Annotated in this window: 16 protein-coding genes; 8 read left to right on the top strand and 8 right to left on the bottom strand. The window is 72.2% G+C overall.

The features are described from left to right. Positions 1-2: 2 nt before the first annotated feature. The 4 genes from K8612_RS01880 to K8612_RS01865 form a co-directional block, all read right to left on the bottom strand. Positions 3-407 carry a cytidine deaminase gene (locus K8612_RS01880; protein ID WP_120566738.1) on the bottom strand — a complete coding sequence of 135 codons (405 nt, stop codon included), beginning with the start codon at positions 405-407 and terminating at the stop codon, positions 3-5. Between the two features lie 68 nt (positions 408-475). Further along, complete coding sequence (locus K8612_RS01875; protein WP_223739927.1) at positions 476-835, bottom strand: PilZ domain-containing protein; 360 nt, start codon at positions 833-835, stop codon at positions 476-478. A 135-nt stretch (positions 836-970) separates the two neighbouring features. Further along, positions 971-2131, bottom strand: coding sequence for a molybdopterin-synthase adenylyltransferase MoeB (moeB, locus tag K8612_RS01870; protein ID WP_223761061.1), 1161 nt, complete (start codon positions 2129-2131; stop codon positions 971-973). 13 nt (positions 2132-2144) lie between these two features. After that, positions 2145-3449: a thymidine phosphorylase gene (locus K8612_RS01865; protein WP_223739929.1), complete on the bottom strand. Its 1305-nt coding sequence runs from the start codon at positions 3447-3449 to the stop codon at positions 2145-2147. Positions 3450-3509: 60 nt separating this feature from the next. On the opposite strand from K8612_RS01865, the gene K8612_RS01860 reads away from it, so the two are divergent. The 5 genes from K8612_RS01860 (at position 3510) to K8612_RS01840 (ending at position 9875) form a co-directional block, all read left to right on the top strand. Next, positions 3510-4703 (top strand): BMP family protein, encoded by a 1194-nt coding sequence (locus tag K8612_RS01860; protein ID WP_223761174.1) that lies wholly within the window; start codon positions 3510-3512, stop codon positions 4701-4703. Positions 4704-4741: 38 nt separating this feature from the next. Continuing rightward, positions 4742-6301, top strand: coding sequence for an ABC transporter ATP-binding protein (locus K8612_RS01855; protein WP_223761060.1), 1560 nt, complete (start codon positions 4742-4744; stop codon positions 6299-6301). Further along, positions 6294-7421, top strand: coding sequence for an ABC transporter permease (locus K8612_RS01850; RefSeq protein ID WP_223761059.1), 1128 nt, complete (start codon positions 6294-6296; stop codon positions 7419-7421). Before K8612_RS01855 ends, K8612_RS01850 begins: the two co-directional genes overlap by 8 nt. Further along, on the top strand, positions 7414-8343 hold the full coding sequence (locus K8612_RS01845; RefSeq protein WP_223761058.1) for an ABC transporter permease: 930 nt from the start codon (positions 7414-7416) through the stop codon (positions 8341-8343). Before K8612_RS01850 ends, K8612_RS01845 begins: the two co-directional genes overlap by 8 nt. Positions 8344-8696: 353 nt before the next feature. Continuing rightward, positions 8697-9875 carry a sensor histidine kinase gene (locus tag K8612_RS01840; protein ID WP_223761057.1) on the top strand — a complete coding sequence of 393 codons (1179 nt, stop codon included), beginning with the start codon at positions 8697-8699 and terminating at the stop codon, positions 9873-9875. A 57-nt stretch (positions 9876-9932) separates the two neighbouring features. Here K8612_RS01840 and K8612_RS01835 read toward each other — a convergent pair whose 3' ends face one another. From K8612_RS01835 to deoC, 4 genes are all read right to left on the bottom strand, one after another. Continuing rightward, positions 9933-10571, bottom strand: coding sequence for a hypothetical protein (locus tag K8612_RS01835; protein ID WP_223739934.1), 639 nt, complete (start codon positions 10569-10571; stop codon positions 9933-9935). 78 nt (positions 10572-10649) lie between these two features. Continuing rightward, positions 10650-12377, bottom strand: coding sequence for a phospho-sugar mutase (locus K8612_RS01830; RefSeq protein ID WP_223761056.1), 1728 nt, complete (start codon positions 12375-12377; stop codon positions 10650-10652). A gap of 36 nt (positions 12378-12413) precedes the next feature. Beyond that, positions 12414-12809 (bottom strand): TraR/DksA family transcriptional regulator, encoded by a 396-nt coding sequence (locus tag K8612_RS01825; RefSeq protein ID WP_223761055.1) that lies wholly within the window; start codon positions 12807-12809, stop codon positions 12414-12416. 21 nt (positions 12810-12830) lie between these two features. Further along, positions 12831-13691 (bottom strand): deoxyribose-phosphate aldolase, encoded by an 861-nt coding sequence (deoC, locus tag K8612_RS01820; RefSeq protein ID WP_223761054.1) that lies wholly within the window; start codon positions 13689-13691, stop codon positions 12831-12833. Between the two features lie 113 nt (positions 13692-13804). Between deoC and K8612_RS01815 the strand changes: the two genes are divergently transcribed. Genes K8612_RS01815 through K8612_RS01805 form a run of 3 tightly spaced genes read left to right on the top strand, consistent with a single transcriptional unit; the run spans position 13805 to position 16658 of the window. After that, positions 13805-15025 (top strand): ComEC/Rec2 family competence protein, encoded by a 1221-nt coding sequence (locus K8612_RS01815; RefSeq protein WP_223761053.1) that lies wholly within the window; start codon positions 13805-13807, stop codon positions 15023-15025. Beyond that, positions 15022-16398 (top strand): ComEC/Rec2 family competence protein, encoded by a 1377-nt coding sequence (locus K8612_RS01810; protein WP_223761052.1) that lies wholly within the window; start codon positions 15022-15024, stop codon positions 16396-16398. The genes K8612_RS01815 and K8612_RS01810 overlap by 4 nt, the downstream gene beginning before the upstream one ends. Then, the gene (locus tag K8612_RS01805) at positions 16395-16658 is read left to right on the top strand and encodes a DUF3006 domain-containing protein (protein ID WP_223761051.1); all 264 of its coding nucleotides are present in this window, start codon (positions 16395-16397) and stop codon (positions 16656-16658) included. The genes K8612_RS01810 and K8612_RS01805 overlap by 4 nt, the downstream gene beginning before the upstream one ends. Positions 16659-16666 lie beyond the last annotated feature (8 nt).

Here is a 16666-nt window from a genome sequence, read left to right as displayed (position 1 = left end):
TCCTAGAGGAAGGAGCGGGTGAAGGCGTGCGGCAGCAGCTCGCTGAGCGGGTAGCGCGCCTCCTGCCCGTTGAGGGTGCGGCTTCGCACCGGAAGGTCAGGTCCGGCGAACTCCGCCATCACCTGGCGGCACATGCCGCACGGGGGACAGGGCTCCGGGGTGTCCACGACGACGGCCACGGCCACGGGCTTCTCGCGGCCCTGCGCCACGCCCGCGGCGAACGCGTTGCGCTCCGCGCAGACGGTGAGGCCATAGGTGGCGTTCTCCACGTTGCAGCCGGCCACGATGGAGCCGTCCGCGTACAGCACGGCGGCCCCGACGGGGAACTTCGAGTACGGCACGTGCGCGCGCTGGCGGACCCGAAGGGCCTCCTCGAACAGCCGCTCCCAGGGAATCTCCTCCGCCATGCCGCCCTCCTTCGCCGGACGAAGGGCCCTGGATGGGCCCCCGTCCCGCCTGAAACCCGGAGCCTGTCTCAGGCCCCGCCCTTGGCCTGCTCGTCCAGGTGCCGGGCGATGGCCAGCTCCAGCTCCACCGGCAGGTCCACGAACTTCACCCGCACCACCAGGCCCGCCGCGCCGGGCTTGGGCCCCAGCACCTTGCCCTTCACCACGGCCTCCTCGGGAGCCGAGGGCAGCGTGAAGCGCACCATCACGTCCTTGCCCTCGTCCAGGGCCTCGCCCACCCAGCCCACGCCGCCCAGGGACAGGTCCCCCGCGCGCTCCAGGAAGCCATCCGCCCCATCCCAGCCGACCTTCAGGCGCATGGGGACGCGGGGCGAGTCGCGCCGGTCCTCCGTCGTCCTGGTGTCCTGGTTCTCGTTCTGCTCGGACATCGCCGTCGTCTCCCTGCCGCTGCCGCTCTCGTATCCGACCCGGGTCGCGTTCCACCACCGCCCCGGGTCCAGGCCCGCGCATCATACGCGGGCCCGTCCGCTCCGTTGCTCCTGAAAATGCAGCTTCCTGGCCGCTCAGGCCCCGGTGGAGCAGAACTGCTCGTAATCGATGAGCTGGACCTTCGCTCCCGGCGCGCACACCGGACACTCCGGGTCGCGGCGCAGCCGCAGCTCCTGGAAGCGCGTGCCCAGGGCGTCGAAGGTGACGAGCCGCCCCACCAGGGGCTCCCCCACCCCGAGCAGGAGCTTCAGGGCCTCCGTGGCCTGGAGCATCCCGATGAGCCCGGGCAGCACGCCCAGCACGCCCGCCTCCGCGCACGACGGCGCCAGCTCCGGCGGGGGCGGCGCGGGGTAGAGGCAGCGGTAGCAGGGCCCCTGGCCGGGCAGGAAGGTGGTCACCTGCCCCTCGAAGCGGAACACGGAGCCGTGGATGTTGGGCTTGCCCAGCAGCACGCACGCGTCGTTGAGCAGGTAGCGCGTGGGGAAGTTGTCCCCGCCGTCCAGCACCAGGTCGAAGTCCGCGAGGATGCGCTCCACGTTGGCGGTGGTGAGCCGCTCCTGGAACGGCACCACCTTCACGTCCGGGTTGAGCGCCTCCAGGGCGGCCTTCGCGCTCTGGACCTTGGGCTGTCCCCGGCGCTCCAGCGTGTGCAGCACCTGGCGCTGGAGGTTGCTCAGGTCCACCACGTCCGCGTCCACCACGCCCAGCGTGCCCACGCCCGCCGCCGCCAGGTACAGCGCCGCCGGCGAGCCCAGCCCACCCGCGCCCAGGAGCAGCACCTTCGACTTGAGGAGCCTCGCCTGCCCCTCCTCCCCCACCTCCGGGAGGATGAGGTGGCGGCGGTAGCGCTCCTTCTGCTCGGGGGAGAGGACGACGGGCTTCTCCACCGGGAGGGCCGCGTCGCTCCAGCGGTTGTAGCCGCCCGCGAGCGAGGACACGCGCGTGTAGCCCATCTCCCGCAGCGTGCGGGCCGCGAGCGCGCTCCGGGTGCCGCCCGCGCAGTAGAGGACCAGCTCCTCGTCGCGGTCCGCCTTCTCCTCGATGCGCAGCTCCAGGTAGCCCCGGGGGATGTGCACCGCCCCGGGGAGCCGGCCACCCGCGTATTCGTCGGCCTCGCGCACGTCCACGAGCTTCACCTTCGCGCCCGAGCCCAGCAGCGTGTGGACGTGCTCATGGGAGACCTCGCGGATCTCCTTCTTCACTTCCGACAGCAGGTCGCGGAACGTGGGGGCCATGGGGCTTGCGTAACTACTCCAGCCGCTCCAGCACCAGCGGGCGGGCCGCGGGCGCCCGGTCGCCGAACCGGTAGGCCGCGAGCAGGCGCGCCTTCACGTCCTCCACGGGGCCGGCGTCGTTGTAGTGCACCTGCACCACGGGCTCGCCCTGCTTCACCGCGTCGCCCACCTTCTTGAGCAGCGTGAAGCCCACGGCCGGGTCGATCTTGCTGTCCACCCGCTGCCGGCCCGCGCCCAGCGCCACCGCCGCCAGCCCCACGCCCTCCGTGTGGATGCCAGTGACGAAGCCGTCGCGCGGCGCCACCACGTCCGTCGTGGCCTTCGCCGTGGGCAGGAGCGAGTAGTCGTCGATGGAGCGCGGGTCACCGCCCTGCGACTGGACGATCTCCTTGAGCTTCCGGATGGCGCTGCCGTCCTCCACGGAGCGGCGCAGCATCCCGCGCGCCTCCTCCACGTTGGCGGCCTTCTTGCCCAGCACCAGCATCTCCGCCGTCAGGGCGTAGGTGATCTCCGTGTAGTCGTCGGGCGCCTCGCCGCGGAGCATGTCCACGGCCTCGCGGACCTCCAGGGCGTTGCCCACCTGGCGGCCCAGGGGCTGATCCATGTCCGTGAGCAGGGCCACGACCTTGCGGTTCATCTCCGCACCCAGGCCAATCATGGTGCGGGCCAGCACGCGCGCGTCGTCCGCCGTCTTCATGAAGGCGCCGCTGCCCACCTTCACGTCGAGCACCAGCGCGTCGATGCCCTCCGCCAGCTTCTTGCTCATGATGGAAGACGCGATGAGCGGGATGCAGTCCACCGTCGCCGTCACGTCGCGCAGCGCGTAGAGCTTCTTGTCCGCGGGGGCGACCTGGGCCGTCTGGCCGATGAGGCAGCACCCCACCTCGCGCACCAGCCGGCGGTAGTCCGCGGTGGACAGGTTCACGTTGAAGCCGGGGATGGACTCCAGCTTGTCCAGGGTGCCGCCGGTGTGGCCCAGGCCGCGGCCCGAAATCATGGGCACGGGCACGCCGCAGGCCGCCGCCAGGGGGGCGAGGCTCAGGGACACCTTGTCGCCCACGCCGCCGGTGGAGTGCTTGTCCACCTTGATGGCCGGCGTGTCGGAGAGGTCCAGGACCTCTCCGGAGTGGAGCATGGCGCGGGCCCACGCCCCCAGCTCCCGGGAGTCCAGCCCCTTGAAGAAGATGGCCATGCACATGGCGGCCATCTGGTAGTCGGCCACGGTGCCGGCGGTGTACGCCTGGATGAACGCCTGGATGTCGGACGGGTCCAGCTTGCCGCCGTCGCGCTTGGCCTTGATGAGCTCGTAGGGTTGCACGGGGCAAGGCCATAGCAGAAGGAAAGCCCTGGCCGCATCTGGTAGATAGCCAGCCTCATGATGCTCCGTCGACTCCACGTGCTCGCCCTGGCCGCGCTCCTGTGCGCCTGTTCCAAGAAGTCCGAGGACGCCCCCAAGGCCCCCTCCCAGACTTCCACCGCCGCGAAGCCCCCCGAGGGCAAGCCCGTGGTCGTGGGGCTCGTCATCGACGTGGGCGGCCGGGGTGACCACTCGTTCAACGACGCGTCCCTGCGCGGCCTGGAGCTGTGGGCCGCCGGCAAGAAGTACGAGGGCGGCAGGTACGTGGACGCCCCCGCTGGCGAAGTGCGTCAGTCCATCTCCTCCGACCTGTCGGCGCTCGCACCGGAAGTGAAGCCGCTGCCCGTGCAGCCGCTGGTGCTCCAGAGCAAGGCGCAGGAGGACTACGCCCCCAACCTCCAGTTGCTGGTGGAGCAGGGCGCGAAGCTGACCATCGGCAACGGGTACCTGCTGGCCAACGCGGTGCGTGACGTGGCCACGGAGAACCCGGAGGCCAGGTTCCTGCTCATCGACAGCCAGCTCCTGGACGCGCAGGGCAAGGCGAAGTCGCTGCCCAACGTGCGCACGGTGCTCTTCAAGGAGCAGGAGGGCAGCTTCCTCGTGGGCGCGCTGGCGGGGCTCGTGACGAAGACGAACAAGGTGGGCTTCGTGGGCGGCATCGAAGTCCCCCTCATCAAGCGCTTCGACGTGGGCTACCGCGCGGGCGTGCGCACCACGAACGCGAAGGCGGCGGACGCGCTGATGGCCGTCTACACGGGCAGCTTCAACAGCGTGTCCGCGGGCAAGGAGGTGGCGCAGGACCTCATCGCCAAGGGCGCGGACGTCATCTTCCACGCGGCGGGCACGGACGGCCTGGGCGTCATCCAGGCGGTGAAGGAGGCCCGGGCGGCGGGCAAGACGGTGTTCGCCATCGGCGTGGACTCGGATCAGTCCCACCTGGCGCCGGACGCCATCCTCACGTCCATGGTGAAGCACAGCGACCTGGCCGTGTACCAGGCCGCGAAGGACCTGGTGGAGGGCCGGTTCACGGCGGGTGAGCAGGTGCTGGGGCTCAAGGAGAACGGCGTGGGCATGGCGGACGTGCGCGTGGAGTTCCCGGGCAAGGCGGAGGCGCTCCAGAAGGTGGAGACGCTGCGGCAGCAGGTGCTGGCCGGGAAGATTGCCGTGCCGGGCACGCAGGCGGAGCTGTCCTCCTTCCAGGTCGCGCAGCCCTGATCTCCCTCCAGCACATCGCGAAGCGCTTCGGGTCGTGCGTGTCCCTGGAGGACGCGTCGCTGGACATCGTCCCGGGGGAGCTGCTCGCCGTGGTGGGCGAGAACGGCGCGGGCAAGTCCAGCCTGATGAACGTGCTCTACGGGCTGTACCACCCGGACGCGGGCACGTTCCTGATGGACGGCAAGCCGGTGCGCTTCAAGAGCCCGCGCGACGCCATCGCGAAGGGCATTGGCATGGTGCACCAGCACTTCATGCTCGTGCCCACGCTGACGGTGGCGGAGAACGTGGTGCTGGGCCGCGAGCCCACGAAGCGAGGCCTGCTGGACCTGGACCGCGCCTGTGACGAGGTGGCGGCCACGGCGAAGCGCTTCGGCTTCCAGTTGGATCCTCGGGCCCGCGTGGACACGCTCACGGTGGGCTCGCAGCAGAAGGTCGAGATCGTCAAGGCGCTGCACCGGGGCGCGCAGGTGCTCATCCTGGACGAGCCCACCGCCGTGCTCACGCCGCAGGAGTCCGACGAGCTGTCCCAGGTGATGCGCGGGCTGGTGGCGCAGGGCCGCACGGTGGTGCTGATCAGCCACAAGCTGAAGGAAGTGTTGGGCGTGGCGGACCGCGTGGCGGTGATGCGCCGGGGCCGCACCGTGGCGGAGGTGCGCGCCAGCGAGACCACCGTCTCCGCGCTGGCCGCGCTGATGGTGGGTGAAGGCTCCAGGGGCGCCGCGATGACCGGCGTGCCCGCGACGGCTGTCACGGCCACCCACCTGACGGGCACCGGCACCACCGGCGCGGCGGCGGCGCTGCCCCCCGCGCCCGTTGAGCCGGCCGCGGCTTCGACGGGCCCGGTCGTGCTCGAAGCGAAGGACCTGCGGGCCACGGGTGACAACGGCCGTCCGGCGCTCCAGGGCGTGAGCCTCACCGTGCGCGCGGGCGAAATCGTCGGCATCGCCGGGGTGGACGGCAACGGACAGCGCGAGCTGGCCGAGGTCCTCACGGGCCTGCGCAAGCTGGACGGCGGCGAGGGCACGCTGCTCGGCGGTCCGCTGGTGGGGCTGACCCCGGCGCTGGCGAAGGCGCGCGGCGTGGGCCACGTCCCCGAGGACCGCCTGGCCCGCGCGGTGGTGAAGGCGATGACGGTGGAGGAGAACGTGGCCCTGGGCCGGCACCGCCAGCCGCCGTTCGCGCGCGGGCCGTGGGTGGACTTCAAGGGCCGCCGCGAGCGCACGGAGCAACTGCTGACCGGCTACGACGTGCGCCCGAACGACCCGACGGTGGCGCTCCAGGCGCTGTCTGGCGGCAACCAGCAGAAGGTCGTGGTGGCGCGCGAGCTGGACGCCAGACCGGAGCTGCTCGTCGTCGTGCAGCCCACGCGCGGGCTGGACATCGGCGCGGTGGCGCAGGTGCATGAGCGCCTGCGTGACGCGAAGGCCCGGGGTGCGGGAGTGGTGATGGTGTCGCTGGACCTGGAGGAGGTGCTGGCCCTCTCCGACCGCGTCTACGTCCTCTACGAAGGCCGCGTGACGGGGCACTTCCCGCGCAAGGACCTGGACGAGCGCGAGCTGGGCCGCCGCATGCTGGGCGCGGAGGCAAGCCATGGGTGAGCGGGCGCGGCAGGTGCTGCCGTCGGTGCTCTCCGTGCTGCTGGCGCTCGCGGTGTGCTGGCTGCTCATCGCCATCACGCGCGACGCGGACACCGCCACGCGCGCCTATGTCCAGATGCTCTGGGGCGGCGTGGGCAACTGGCCCGCGTTCCTGGACGGCGGCAGCGCCACCTCCGTGACGCGCCCCCTGGGCGAGGCCGCGATGAAGGCCGCGCTGCTCACCCTCACCGGCCTGTCCGTGGCGGTGGCCTTCAAGGTGGGCCTGTTCAACATCGGCGCGCAGGGACAGATGATCTGGGGCGCGCTCGCCGCGGCGCTCGTGGGCGCACACGTGGCGCTGCCCGGCGCGCTGCACGTCCCGCTGGCCCTCGCGGCGGCGGCGGTGGCGGGCGCGGCGTGGGCGAGCATCGCGGGCGTGCTGAAGCTCAAGCGCGGCGTGCACGAGGTGATCTCCACCATCATGCTCAACTGGGTGGCGGTGAGCCTGGTGGACAACTGGCTCGTCATCGGTCCGCTGCGCGCCGTGGCGGAGGGCGCGTCGTCCATCACCGGCACCGCCGAAATCCTCCCCTCCGCGCAGCTTCCCCGGCTGCTGGGGGACAGCTCGCGCCTCAACCTGGGCTTCCCGCTGGCGCTCGCCGCGGCGCTGGGCGTCTGGGTGTGGCTGACCCGCACGCGCTCCGGCTACGAGACGCGCGCCGTGGGCCTCACCCCGGAGGCGGCCCGCGCGGCGGGCATCCCCACGCTGTGGCGCGCGGGCGGGGCCATGGCGCTCGCGGGCGCGCTGGCGGGCCTGGCCGGCGCGGTGCTGGTGCTGGGCACGGAGGGCCGCTACCCGGGCTCGCTGGGCGCCCCGTACGGCTTCGACGGCATCGCCATCGCGCTCATCGGCAACAACCACCCGCTGGGCGCGGCGCTGGCGGCGGCCGTCTTCGGCGTGCTGCGCGCGGGCGGCACGCGCATGCAGTTGCTCGGCGTGCACAAGAGCTTCCCGGAGCTCATCCAGGGCTTCGCGCTGCTCTTCGTCGCCGGCCGCATGGTGTGGCTCGCCCTGCTGGCGCGGCGCCAGAAGCGCGCGCAGGCCCAGGCCCAGGCGGGAGTGGAGGTGCCCCGTGCTTGAGGTGCTCCACTCGCTCCTCTTCTCCACGCTGGACGCGGCCCCCGCCCTGGTGTTCGCCGCGCTGGGCGCCATGCTCTCCGAGCGCGCGGGCGTGGTGAGCGTGGGCGTGGAGGGCATGATGCGCACGGGCGCCTTCTGCGCGGCCGTGGCGGCGCTCGTGATGCCCACGCCGCTCGCGGTGGGGGTGGGCATGGCCGCGGGCGCGGGCATCGCCGCGGTGCATGGCTTCCTCAGCATCCGCTGGCGCTCGGATCAGGTCGTCTCCGGCATGGCCCTCAACCTAGTGGCCATGGCCGGCGGCACCTACCTGCTGGAGTCGTTCTTCGGCCCCAACGGCACGCCCTCCATCACCCAGTTGTCGCGCTGGAACATCCCGGGCCTGTCCCAGGTCCCGCTGCTGGGCGCGCTGTCCGGCCACGCGGCGCCCACGTACCTGGCGCTCACCCTGCCATTCCTCTTCCACCTGCTCTTGTCGCGCACGCCGCTGGGCCTGCGCCTGCGCGCCGTGGGCGACAAGCCGCACGCGGTGGCCACGCTGGGCCTGTCCGTGCCCGCCCTGCGCTGGGGCGCGGTGCTGGGCGGCGGGATGATGGCGGGCCTGGGGGGCGCGGTGCTGTCCACCACCGTCCTGGACCGCTTCGAACAGCACACGCCCTCCGGCCTGGGCTTCATGGCCCTGGCCGCCATGGTGTTCGGCCGCTGGACGCCGCTGGGCGCCTTCGCCGCCGCGCTCTTCTTCGCCGCCGGCAACGCGCTGCGGATCGGCCTGGCCTCCAGCGCTCCCTGGCTCCTCGACCTGGTGCCCCAGGGCTTCCTGCTCGCCCTGCCCTACCTGTTGACCCTCCTCGTCCTGGCGCTCCAGGGCCAGCGGGGCCACGCCCCCGCCGCGCTCGGCATTCCGTTCGAGCAGGAATCCCGCTGACCATTTTGAGAGGGAACGGGTAGTCCAGGACCCGGGTCGGAAATCACTTTTGGTCAGGTTGGACCTGCCAAATCTGAAGCGGCCACCTGCCCTGATGCGTCAGGTCATCCGCCGGCGGGCCGCCAACCCCCTGACCTTATTGGATCAAGGTTTTCGGTCTTTCCAGTGTGGGCTGATCTGCCGTTGGGTGGACGTCCGGCATGCCGCTGGCATGGGAGTGCGACCATGTCGGATTGCGGACTGGATACCGAGCAGGCGCAGCATGTGGGCCTGAGCGATTCCGGAACGCGGTCCCCCGGAGCCGGGACAGCGCCCGCGGGCGTTGGCCGGTCCGGTTTCCAGGCTGGGGTGGCATGAACATGCAGACGACGGCAACAGGCTCGACGTCACCCCAGCGCCCGCGAGTGATCGCGGTCGACGTGGAGTCCGGCGGCGTGGAGCGGGTGCGCTCCATCCTGACGCCGGCGGGCTACGACGTGCTGCCCGCGAGCGGGACGACGGCCGCGCTGGAGGCGGTGTCGCGCCACTCCGCGGACCTGGTGCTGCTGGACGTGGAGCGGGCCCGCACGGTGGGCCTGGCCGCGTACCGGCGCCTTCGAGAGGCGCTCTCCCCGCCGCAGTTCCCCATCCTCATGCTCACGCCTTCCGCGGACCGCCAGACGCGCCGCGAGGTGATGGAGGCAGGTGTGGACGACTTGCTGACGACTGAACCGCTGGACCCGCTGGAGCTGAAGGTGCGCGTCCACACCCTGCTGGAGCTCAAGGCGCACCGCGAGCACGGCGGCGTCCCGGAAGTGCTCCAGGACCCGCGCACGCGCTGGGTGCGCATGGAGCGCCTGGCGCGCGTGGGCACGCTGGCCGCGGACCTGGCCACGCAGATGGACCAGTTGGGCGTGGGCCTGCAGCGGGCGCTGGAGCACGTGCGCACCCGCGCCGCCCAGGGGCTGCCGCCGGACACGGAGGAGCTGCTCAAGCTGGGCGTGGCGGGCGAGCAGATGCGCCTGCACGGCCAGCACCTCTTGTCCCTGGGCCCCACGGGCCCCAAGGACATCCAGCGCTTCGACCTGCGGGAGGTGGTGCCGGAGGTGGTGTCGCGCCTGCGCGCCGCCGGGCGTCTGGGCCGCGCGGACGTGCGCGCGGTGCTGCCGGAGGACCCCATCGCCGTCGTGTTCAACCGCCGTCAGGTGGAGCAGGTGGTGGCGGAGCTGGTCTGCAACGCGGTGGACGCCGTGGAGGACGTGAAGGACCGTCCGCGCGTGGTGCAGGTGGGCGTGGAGCTGCCGGACATGTTCGGTGAGTTCGGCCCGCAGATCTTCGTGAAGGACACCGGCATCGGCATCTTCGAGGACGAGCTGCAGGCCATCTTCTCGCCGTACTACACGACCAAGGCCCCGGAGAAGAGCGTGGGCCTGGGCCTCACGGTGGCGCGCACCCTGGTGGAGAGCATGGGCGGCAAGCTGACCGTGAAGAGCCGCGTCAACCTGGGCAGCACCTTCACGGTGGAGCTGCCCGAGCAGACGTCCTCCTGGTAGCCGCCTTGTAGCCACCACACGGGCGGGGAACCCCGTCCCCGCCCGCGTGACGTACGGCTAGAAGCGGTAGGCCACGCCCGCCAGCGCTTCCATCGTGAAGTAGCTGTCGTCGAAGCGCGGGACGATGGAGGGCCCCATCCGCAGGTTGAAGTTCACGTTGAAGTTGTTGTTCACGAAGTACTCCAGGCCGCCTCCGAAGAGGATGGGGATGACCGGCCCGATGCCCTCGCCGATGTAGACGTTGAACGGCACGTCGAGGCCCGCGTTGATCATCAGCGCGCTGCCCACGGGGATGCCCACCACGAACGCCACCGGCAGCGCCATGCCGAACATCGTGTTCCCCCGGGGGAAGTAGACGAACGGCCCCGGCTGGAACGTGATGGCGAAGGCCACCTTGTCCGTCTTGGCGATCATCACCCGCAGCCAGCCCTGGAGCTTGAGGCCCGCGTCGGACGCGTCCACCAGGCCCTCGCGGCCCCAGTTGAAGCTGAACTTGCCGCCGATATCCACGGTGTCCGAGCCGCCGTGCAGCAGGCCCAGCGACAGGCCCGGGAAGCCGATCTGCGCGCTGAACATGTTGCGGCCCGAGCCGACGGTCTCCGCCGCCAGCAGGGACCAGCCCTGACCGCGAGCCATCGCGGTGCCGGGGAGGGCCAGGAGCACGGCCAGGAGGAAACCAGGAATGATGCGCTTCACGAGGTTCCTTTCAGCGATGGGCCGCGGCACGGGAGGCCACGACCCGGTGGGTTGAGTTGAAGGGTGATTCAGGACTCATCAGGCGGGCTGGCCGCGCTCGCGGGCCAGGGCCAGGAAGGCGTCGATGAGGGCCGCCAGCTTCGCCTCCGCGCGCTGGCGGGCCTGGGGGAGCGGCTCGCCGGGGGCGGGCGTCTCCTTGTGCTCGAAGTAGTATTTGATTTTGGGCTCGGTGCCGGAGGGGCGCAGGGTGACGCGGCCGCCGCCCTCCAGCGCGAAGGCGACGACGTTGGACGGGGGCAGGCCGCCCTCGCCCTTCTGGTAGTCGCGCACGGCGCTCACCGGGGTGCCGCCGATGTTCGCGGGCGGCGACGCGCGGAAGGCCTGCATGATGGCGCGGATGGTCTGCGCGCCGGCCGCGCCCGGCAGCGTCACGTTGCGCTGGGCGCCCACGTGCAGGCCGAAGCGGCGCTGGATTTCCTCCAGGTAGCCCAGCACCGTCACGCCGCGCGCCTCGCACCACGCGGCCATGTCCGCGACCACCAGGGCCGCGCCCACGCCGTCCTTGTCGCGCGTGGCGGTGCCCACGGTGTAGCCGAGCGCCTCCTCGTAGCCGAAGACGAACTGGGTGCCTTCCTTCGCCGTGCGCTCCAGCGCGCGGTTGGCGATCCACTTGAAGCCGGTGAGGACCTCGTCGTAGGCGGCGTCCAGGCCGCGCGCGATTTCGCCCAACTGCGTGGAGGACACGATGGTGGTGACCACGTGCGGGCGCGCGCGCTTCGTCCCCTGCGTGAGGACGTAGTGGCCCAGCAGCACGCCCACCTCATTGCCGGTGAGCAGGCGCAGCTTCCCGGAGGCATCCCGCGCCATCACCGCCAGCCGGTCCGCGTCCGGGTCGTTGGCCAGCACCAGGTCCGCCTTCACGCGCTCCGCCGTGGCGAGCGACAGGTCCATGGCGCCCGGCTCCTCGGGGTTGGGGAAGCGCACGGTGGGGAAGCGGCCGTCGGGCTGCTGCTGCTCGGCCACGGGCGTCACGCGCGGGAAGCCGGCCTCCTTGAGCGCGAGCGCCGCCCACGCGCCGCCCACGCCGTGCATGGCGGTGTAGACGATGGACAGCGTGTCGCTGCCCTTGCGGTACAGGCGCAGGTCCAGGATGGCGCGCAGGTACGCGTGGCCCTCGTCCTCCGGCAGGTCGCGCCACAGGCCCTTCGCGCGGCCTTGCGCGGGCGTGAGCAGGGGCACCTCGTTGGCGGGCTCCACCTTCGCGATGGCGTCCGCGATGCCCACGTCCTGCGGCGGGACGATCTGCGCGCCGTTGCCCCAGTAGACCTTGTAGCCGTTGTACTCGGGCGGGTTGTGGCTGGCGGTCACCATCACCGCCGCGGCGGCGTTGAGGTGCAGCACGGCGAACGCGGTGACGGGCGTGGGCACCGGCTCCGGGAAGACGTGCGCGGGGATGCCCTCCGCGACGAGCACGGCGGCGGTGTCCTCCGCCAGCTCGCGGCTCAAGCGGCGCGCGTCACGGCCCACCACCACGCCGCGCGTGGTGACGTCCGGCACGGTGGCCTTGAGGTAGCGCGCCAGGCCCGCGGTGGTGCGGCGCACCACGGCGCGGTTCATCCGGTTGGGGCCTGCGCCCAGCACGCCGCGCAGGCCGGCGGTGCCGAACTCCAGGTCCTGCGAGAAGCGGTCCGCCAGGTCCGCCCAGTCCTGCGTCGCGAGCACATTGGCCAGCTCCGCCTGGGTCTCCGGATCCGGATCCGCCCTGCGCCAGGCCTCCGCCCGCTCCCTGAGTCCGGTGGTGTCCATCGCGCGTTGCCTCGTCGTTGAAGAAGGGGGGGTGCTTCAGCTCTTGTAGTCGGTGAGGTGCTTGCGGCGCACCGGCCCCTTGGGGCCGTCCTTGTTGTTCTGGCACGCGACGCAGAACTCCGCGTAGGGCATGGCCTTGAGGCGGCCCATGGGAAGCTCGTCGCCGCACTCCTCGCACTCGCCGAAGGAGTCCGGGTCCTCGCGCAGCTTGCCCAGGGCCTTCACCACGCGCGCCAGCGTGCCGTCGGTGTTGCGGTTCCGGCTGGAGGCGATGGCCTGCATCATCTCGTTGAGGGGCTGCTCGTCCTCGTCGCCGCCCACGCGCGCCTCGTCGGTGCGGTTGGGCTCGATGCGCATGGGCGCCTTCCCGGTCAGCTCCGCGTGGAGCGCGAGCAACTGCTGGAGGAAGTCCTCTCGCTGCTTCGGGGTCACGGTGCGCGGCTCCGGAGGGGGTCAGTACTGCGCGGTGGAGATCTGCCCGGTGACGATGGCCACGGACGCGGAGGCGCCCAGGCGGTTGGCGCCCGCGCGGATGAGCTTCACGGCGTCCTCCGCGGAGCGCACGCCGCCGGAGGCCTTCACGCCCACGTCGTCGCCCACCACCGCGCGCATCAGCTCGATGTCCTTCACCGTGGCGCCGCCGGGCCCGAAGCCGGTGGACGTCTTCACGAACGCGGCGCCCGCGGCCTTGGACAGCGCGCACGCGACGACCTTCTCCTCGTCCGTGAGGTGGCCCGTCTCCAGGATGACCTTCACGGGCACGGGGTGGCTGGCCTCCACCACCGCGGCGATGTCCTGGTGCACGCGCTGGTAGTCGTGCGCCTTGAGCGCGCCCAGGTTGAGCACCATGTCGATTTCACGGGCGCCCGCGCGGATGGCCTCGCGCGCCTCGAAGGCCTTCGCGGACGACAGCGCGGCGCCCAGGGGGAAGCCCACCACGGCGATGGGCACGGCCGTCGCCCCCGCCAGCACGCGCGCGGCGGTGGCCACGTGGCAGCTATTCACGCACACGGTGGCGAAGCCGTACTGACGGGCCTCCTCGGCCACGCGCACGATGTCCTCCGTACGCGCCTCCGGCTTGAGCAGCGTGTGGTCGATGTACGGGGCCAGGTCCGAGGCCTTCACGAGGGTGGCCGGGTCCACGCGCGCGGTGGCGGTCTTCACGCCGGGTGGGCGCGGGGCCTCCGGGTTCAGGACGGCGGCGGCCGCGGGCGGCACGGCCTCCTGCTGGACCTTCCAGGCGTGCAGACGATGACGGGCCTGGTCGACCAGCTCTTCCAGGACGGTGAAGAACGCTTCGGCGTCGGACGGCATGCCGCGCCCCTTAGCCCACTCCCGGCCCTCGGGGAAGCGCTCGCGGGGGGAGGAGGTGCCCGGTCAACGCACGGGGTGCCGCGAAGGGGAGCGGGGCTGTAGAGTTCCAACCCGTGAAGGTCTTCGCGCGGCTGCTCGCACTCCTTGTCCTCCTCCTCGCGGCGGTGCCGGGCCACGCGGCCCTCCCCTCCCCCGCCCCGGGCCGGCTCTCGGTCTACTTCCTCAACGTGGGCCAGGGGGACGCGGCGCTCATCGTGTCGCCCACGGGCAAGACGGTGCTCATCGACGGCGGGCCTCCAGAGGCCGGCGCGCGGCTGGCGGCGCGGCTGCGCGAGCTGGTGAAGGGCCCGCTGGACCTGGTCATCCTCACCCACCCGCACCTGGACCACCTGGGCGGGCTGCGCGCGGCGGTGAAGGCGGTGGGGGCGAAGCGCTTCATGGACCCCGGCTTCGACCACCCGAGCGAGGCGTACCGCGACCTGCTGGACTTCGTGGGCCACGAGGTGGGCCAGGTGATGAGCCCGGAGCCCAACCCCCAGGCGCCCCAGACGCTGCTCACCGTGGGCCTGGGCGAAGGCGTGGCGCTCACCGTGCTCTGGCCGCGCGTGCCCCAGGAGTCGTTCCTCGCGAACACGCGCTCGGACCCGAACGCGAACTCCATCGTCACCAAGCTCACCTACGGGAAGACGGCGTTCCTCTTCACGGGGGACTCGGAGCCGCCCACGGAGGAGGTGCTGCTCCAGAAGCCCGTGGACCTCACCGCCACGGTGCTGAAGGTGGCGCACCACGGCGGCAAGCACTCCTCCACCGCGGCCTTCCTGGAGCGCGTGAAGCCGCAGGCGGCGGTCATCTCCTGCGGCGTGGGCAACGACTACGGCCACCCCAGCCCGGAGGTCCTGGGCCGCCTGCGCGACGTGCGCGCCCGCGCCTTCCGCACCGACCAGGACGGCGAGGTGCTGGCGGTGAGCGACGGCACCACCGTGACGCTGCGCTCGACGAAGGGCACCGGGGCCACGAGCCTGTCCGGGACGCAGCAGGCGGGGAGCCCGGTGGCGCTCGGCCCCATCCAGCCCACGCCGCACGGACGCTCCGGCCGCTCCACGGAGAAGGAGCCGGAGCCCGGCGCGCCCCGGACGCGCACGCCCGTGGAGCCCCCGGCGCCCGCGAGCGCGTCCGAAGCCACGGGCGAGCGCTACGTGTCGCTCAAGGGCAGCAAGGTGTTCCACCGCGAGAGCTGCAAGACCCTGAAGCGCTCGAAGAACGAGCGCACCGTCTACACAAGCCGCGCCGACGCCCTGCGTGAGCGCCGCCCCGCCGAGGATTGTCATCCATGAAGGCCCGCATCGCGCTGGGGGTGGGGCTGCTGCTCGCCTCCCTGGCCTGTCAGCAGCAGCCGCCCGCGCCGGCCGCGCAGAAGCCCCCGGAGAAGTCGCGCTACTTCGGCGGCGCACCGGACGGGAAGCTCCACGTGTACTTCTTCGACGTGGGCGCGGGGGATGCCGCGCTCATCGTCACGCCGCGAGGCAACACGGTGCTGGTGGACTCCGGGCCCGCGTCCGCCGAGTCGCACCTGGTGAACCGGCTGCCGGAGCTGCTGCGCCGGGAGCTGGACCTGGTGGTGCTCACCCAGCCGGACCCCAGGCACCACGGCGCGCTGGAGGCGGTGCTCAAGCGCGTGGGGGCGCGGCGGCTGATGGAGCCGCAGCTCCCGGACACGTCCAAGGCCTACGACGCGCTGCTGACGGCGGTGGGCTCGCGGGGGGTGCAGATCCTCTCGCCCGCGCCGCCGTCGTCCGCGCCCAAGGAGCTGGTCCGGCTGACGCTGGAGGACGGGGTGAACCTCACGGTGCTCTGGCCCCGGGCGCCCGCGGAGCCGCTCCTGAAGGAGGCCCCGGACGCGGAGGGGCGCAACGCGGCGAACTCCATCGTGCTGCGCCTGACGTACGCGGACACATCGGTGGTCTTCGCGGGCGGCGCGCGCGCGGAGACGGAGGCCCGGCTGCTGGAGCGCGGGCTCCTGTCCTCCGCCACGCTGCTGAAGGTCGCCTCGCCCGGTGTGGAGGGGGCGAACTCGCAGGCGTACCTGGAGGAGGTGCGGCCGCAGGCGGCGGTGCTCAGCGGGGATGACAGCCTGGGCAGGAGCCCGAAGGTGAAGGAGCTCCTCGCGCGGCTGCGCGGCGTGGACGCGCGGGCCTTCCGCACGGACGTGAACGGCGAGGTGCACGCGGTGAGCGACGGCAAGCAGTTCGAGCTGTCGCTCCAGCGTCCGACCCCGGGGGAGCCCGGAGGCACGCGGCGCGTCTTCCCGGGGTTGGATCCGCGCCCGGCGCTGGTGCGGACGGTGAAGCCCGCGCCCGCGGTGAAGCCGGCCCCCACCGAGCCGGCCCCAGCCGCCCGGACGGAGCCCGCGCGTGTCGTCGAGGCACCGCGTGACAGCAAGGCCCGCGTCGGCAACGTGACGGACGTGGATGACCTGCCTGTCGCGCGCAAGGGCACGCGGACGGAGGAGGCGCCTCCGAAGGCGGTGCGCTCGTCCAGCAGCACGCCCATGACGGGCAGCTACATGGCGAGCAAGAACAAGCGCATCTTCCACAAGGCCACCTGCCGGAGCGTGCGGCTCATCAACGAAGAGAACCTGCTCACGTGGAGCACGCGTGACGCGGCATTGAAGTCGGGCCGCAAGCCCGCGGGAGACTGCGACCCGTGACGAAGAAGAAGACGAAGCCCCGGTCCAGGGCCACGGTGGACCGCATCGAGGACGACGTCGCCGTGCTGGTGGTGGACGGCCAGCAGGTGACCCGCGCGCTGGACACCCTGCCCTCCGGCGTGCGCGAAGGGGACGTCGTGGACCTGGAGACGGGGACGGTGGACGCCGAAGCCACCGAAGCCCTGCGCGCCGAAGTCCGCGCCGCGAGGGAACAGGCGATGCGCGGCAAGAAGCCGCCCGCGGGCGACTTCGACCTCTGAACCGGGCC

The sequence above is a fragment of the Corallococcus sp. AS-1-6 genome (genome assembly GCF_020037015.1).
Classification (GTDB): domain Bacteria; phylum Myxococcota; class Myxococcia; order Myxococcales; family Myxococcaceae; genus Corallococcus.
This window is presented reverse-complemented; position numbering and strand designations above follow the sequence as displayed.

What these genes read in the sequence shown, in the direction of transcription:
- K8612_RS01880 (WP_120566738.1), bottom strand. Translation starts at nt 407, where the DNA reads ATGGCGGAGGAGATTCCCTGGGAGCGGCTGTTCGAGGAGGCCCTTCGG.
- K8612_RS01875 (WP_223739927.1), bottom strand. Translation starts at nt 835, where the DNA reads ATGTCCGAGCAGAACGAGAACCAGGACACCAGGACGACGGAGGACCGG.
- moeB (WP_223761061.1), bottom strand. Translation starts at nt 2,131, where the DNA reads ATGGCCCCCACGTTCCGCGACCTGCTGTCGGAAGTGAAGAAGGAGATC.
- K8612_RS01860 (WP_223761174.1), top strand. Translation starts at nt 3,510, where the DNA reads ATGCTCCGTCGACTCCACGTGCTCGCCCTGGCCGCGCTCCTGTGCGCC.
- K8612_RS01850 (WP_223761059.1), top strand. Translation starts at nt 6,294, where the DNA reads ATGGGTGAGCGGGCGCGGCAGGTGCTGCCGTCGGTGCTCTCCGTGCTG.
- K8612_RS01840 (WP_223761057.1), top strand. Translation starts at nt 8,697, where the DNA reads ATGAACATGCAGACGACGGCAACAGGCTCGACGTCACCCCAGCGCCCG.
- K8612_RS01830 (WP_223761056.1), bottom strand. Translation starts at nt 12,377, where the DNA reads ATGGACACCACCGGACTCAGGGAGCGGGCGGAGGCCTGGCGCAGGGCG.
- deoC (WP_223761054.1), bottom strand. Translation starts at nt 13,691, where the DNA reads ATGCCGTCCGACGCCGAAGCGTTCTTCACCGTCCTGGAAGAGCTGGTC.
- K8612_RS01810 (WP_223761052.1), top strand. Translation starts at nt 15,022, where the DNA reads ATGAAGGCCCGCATCGCGCTGGGGGTGGGGCTGCTGCTCGCCTCCCTG.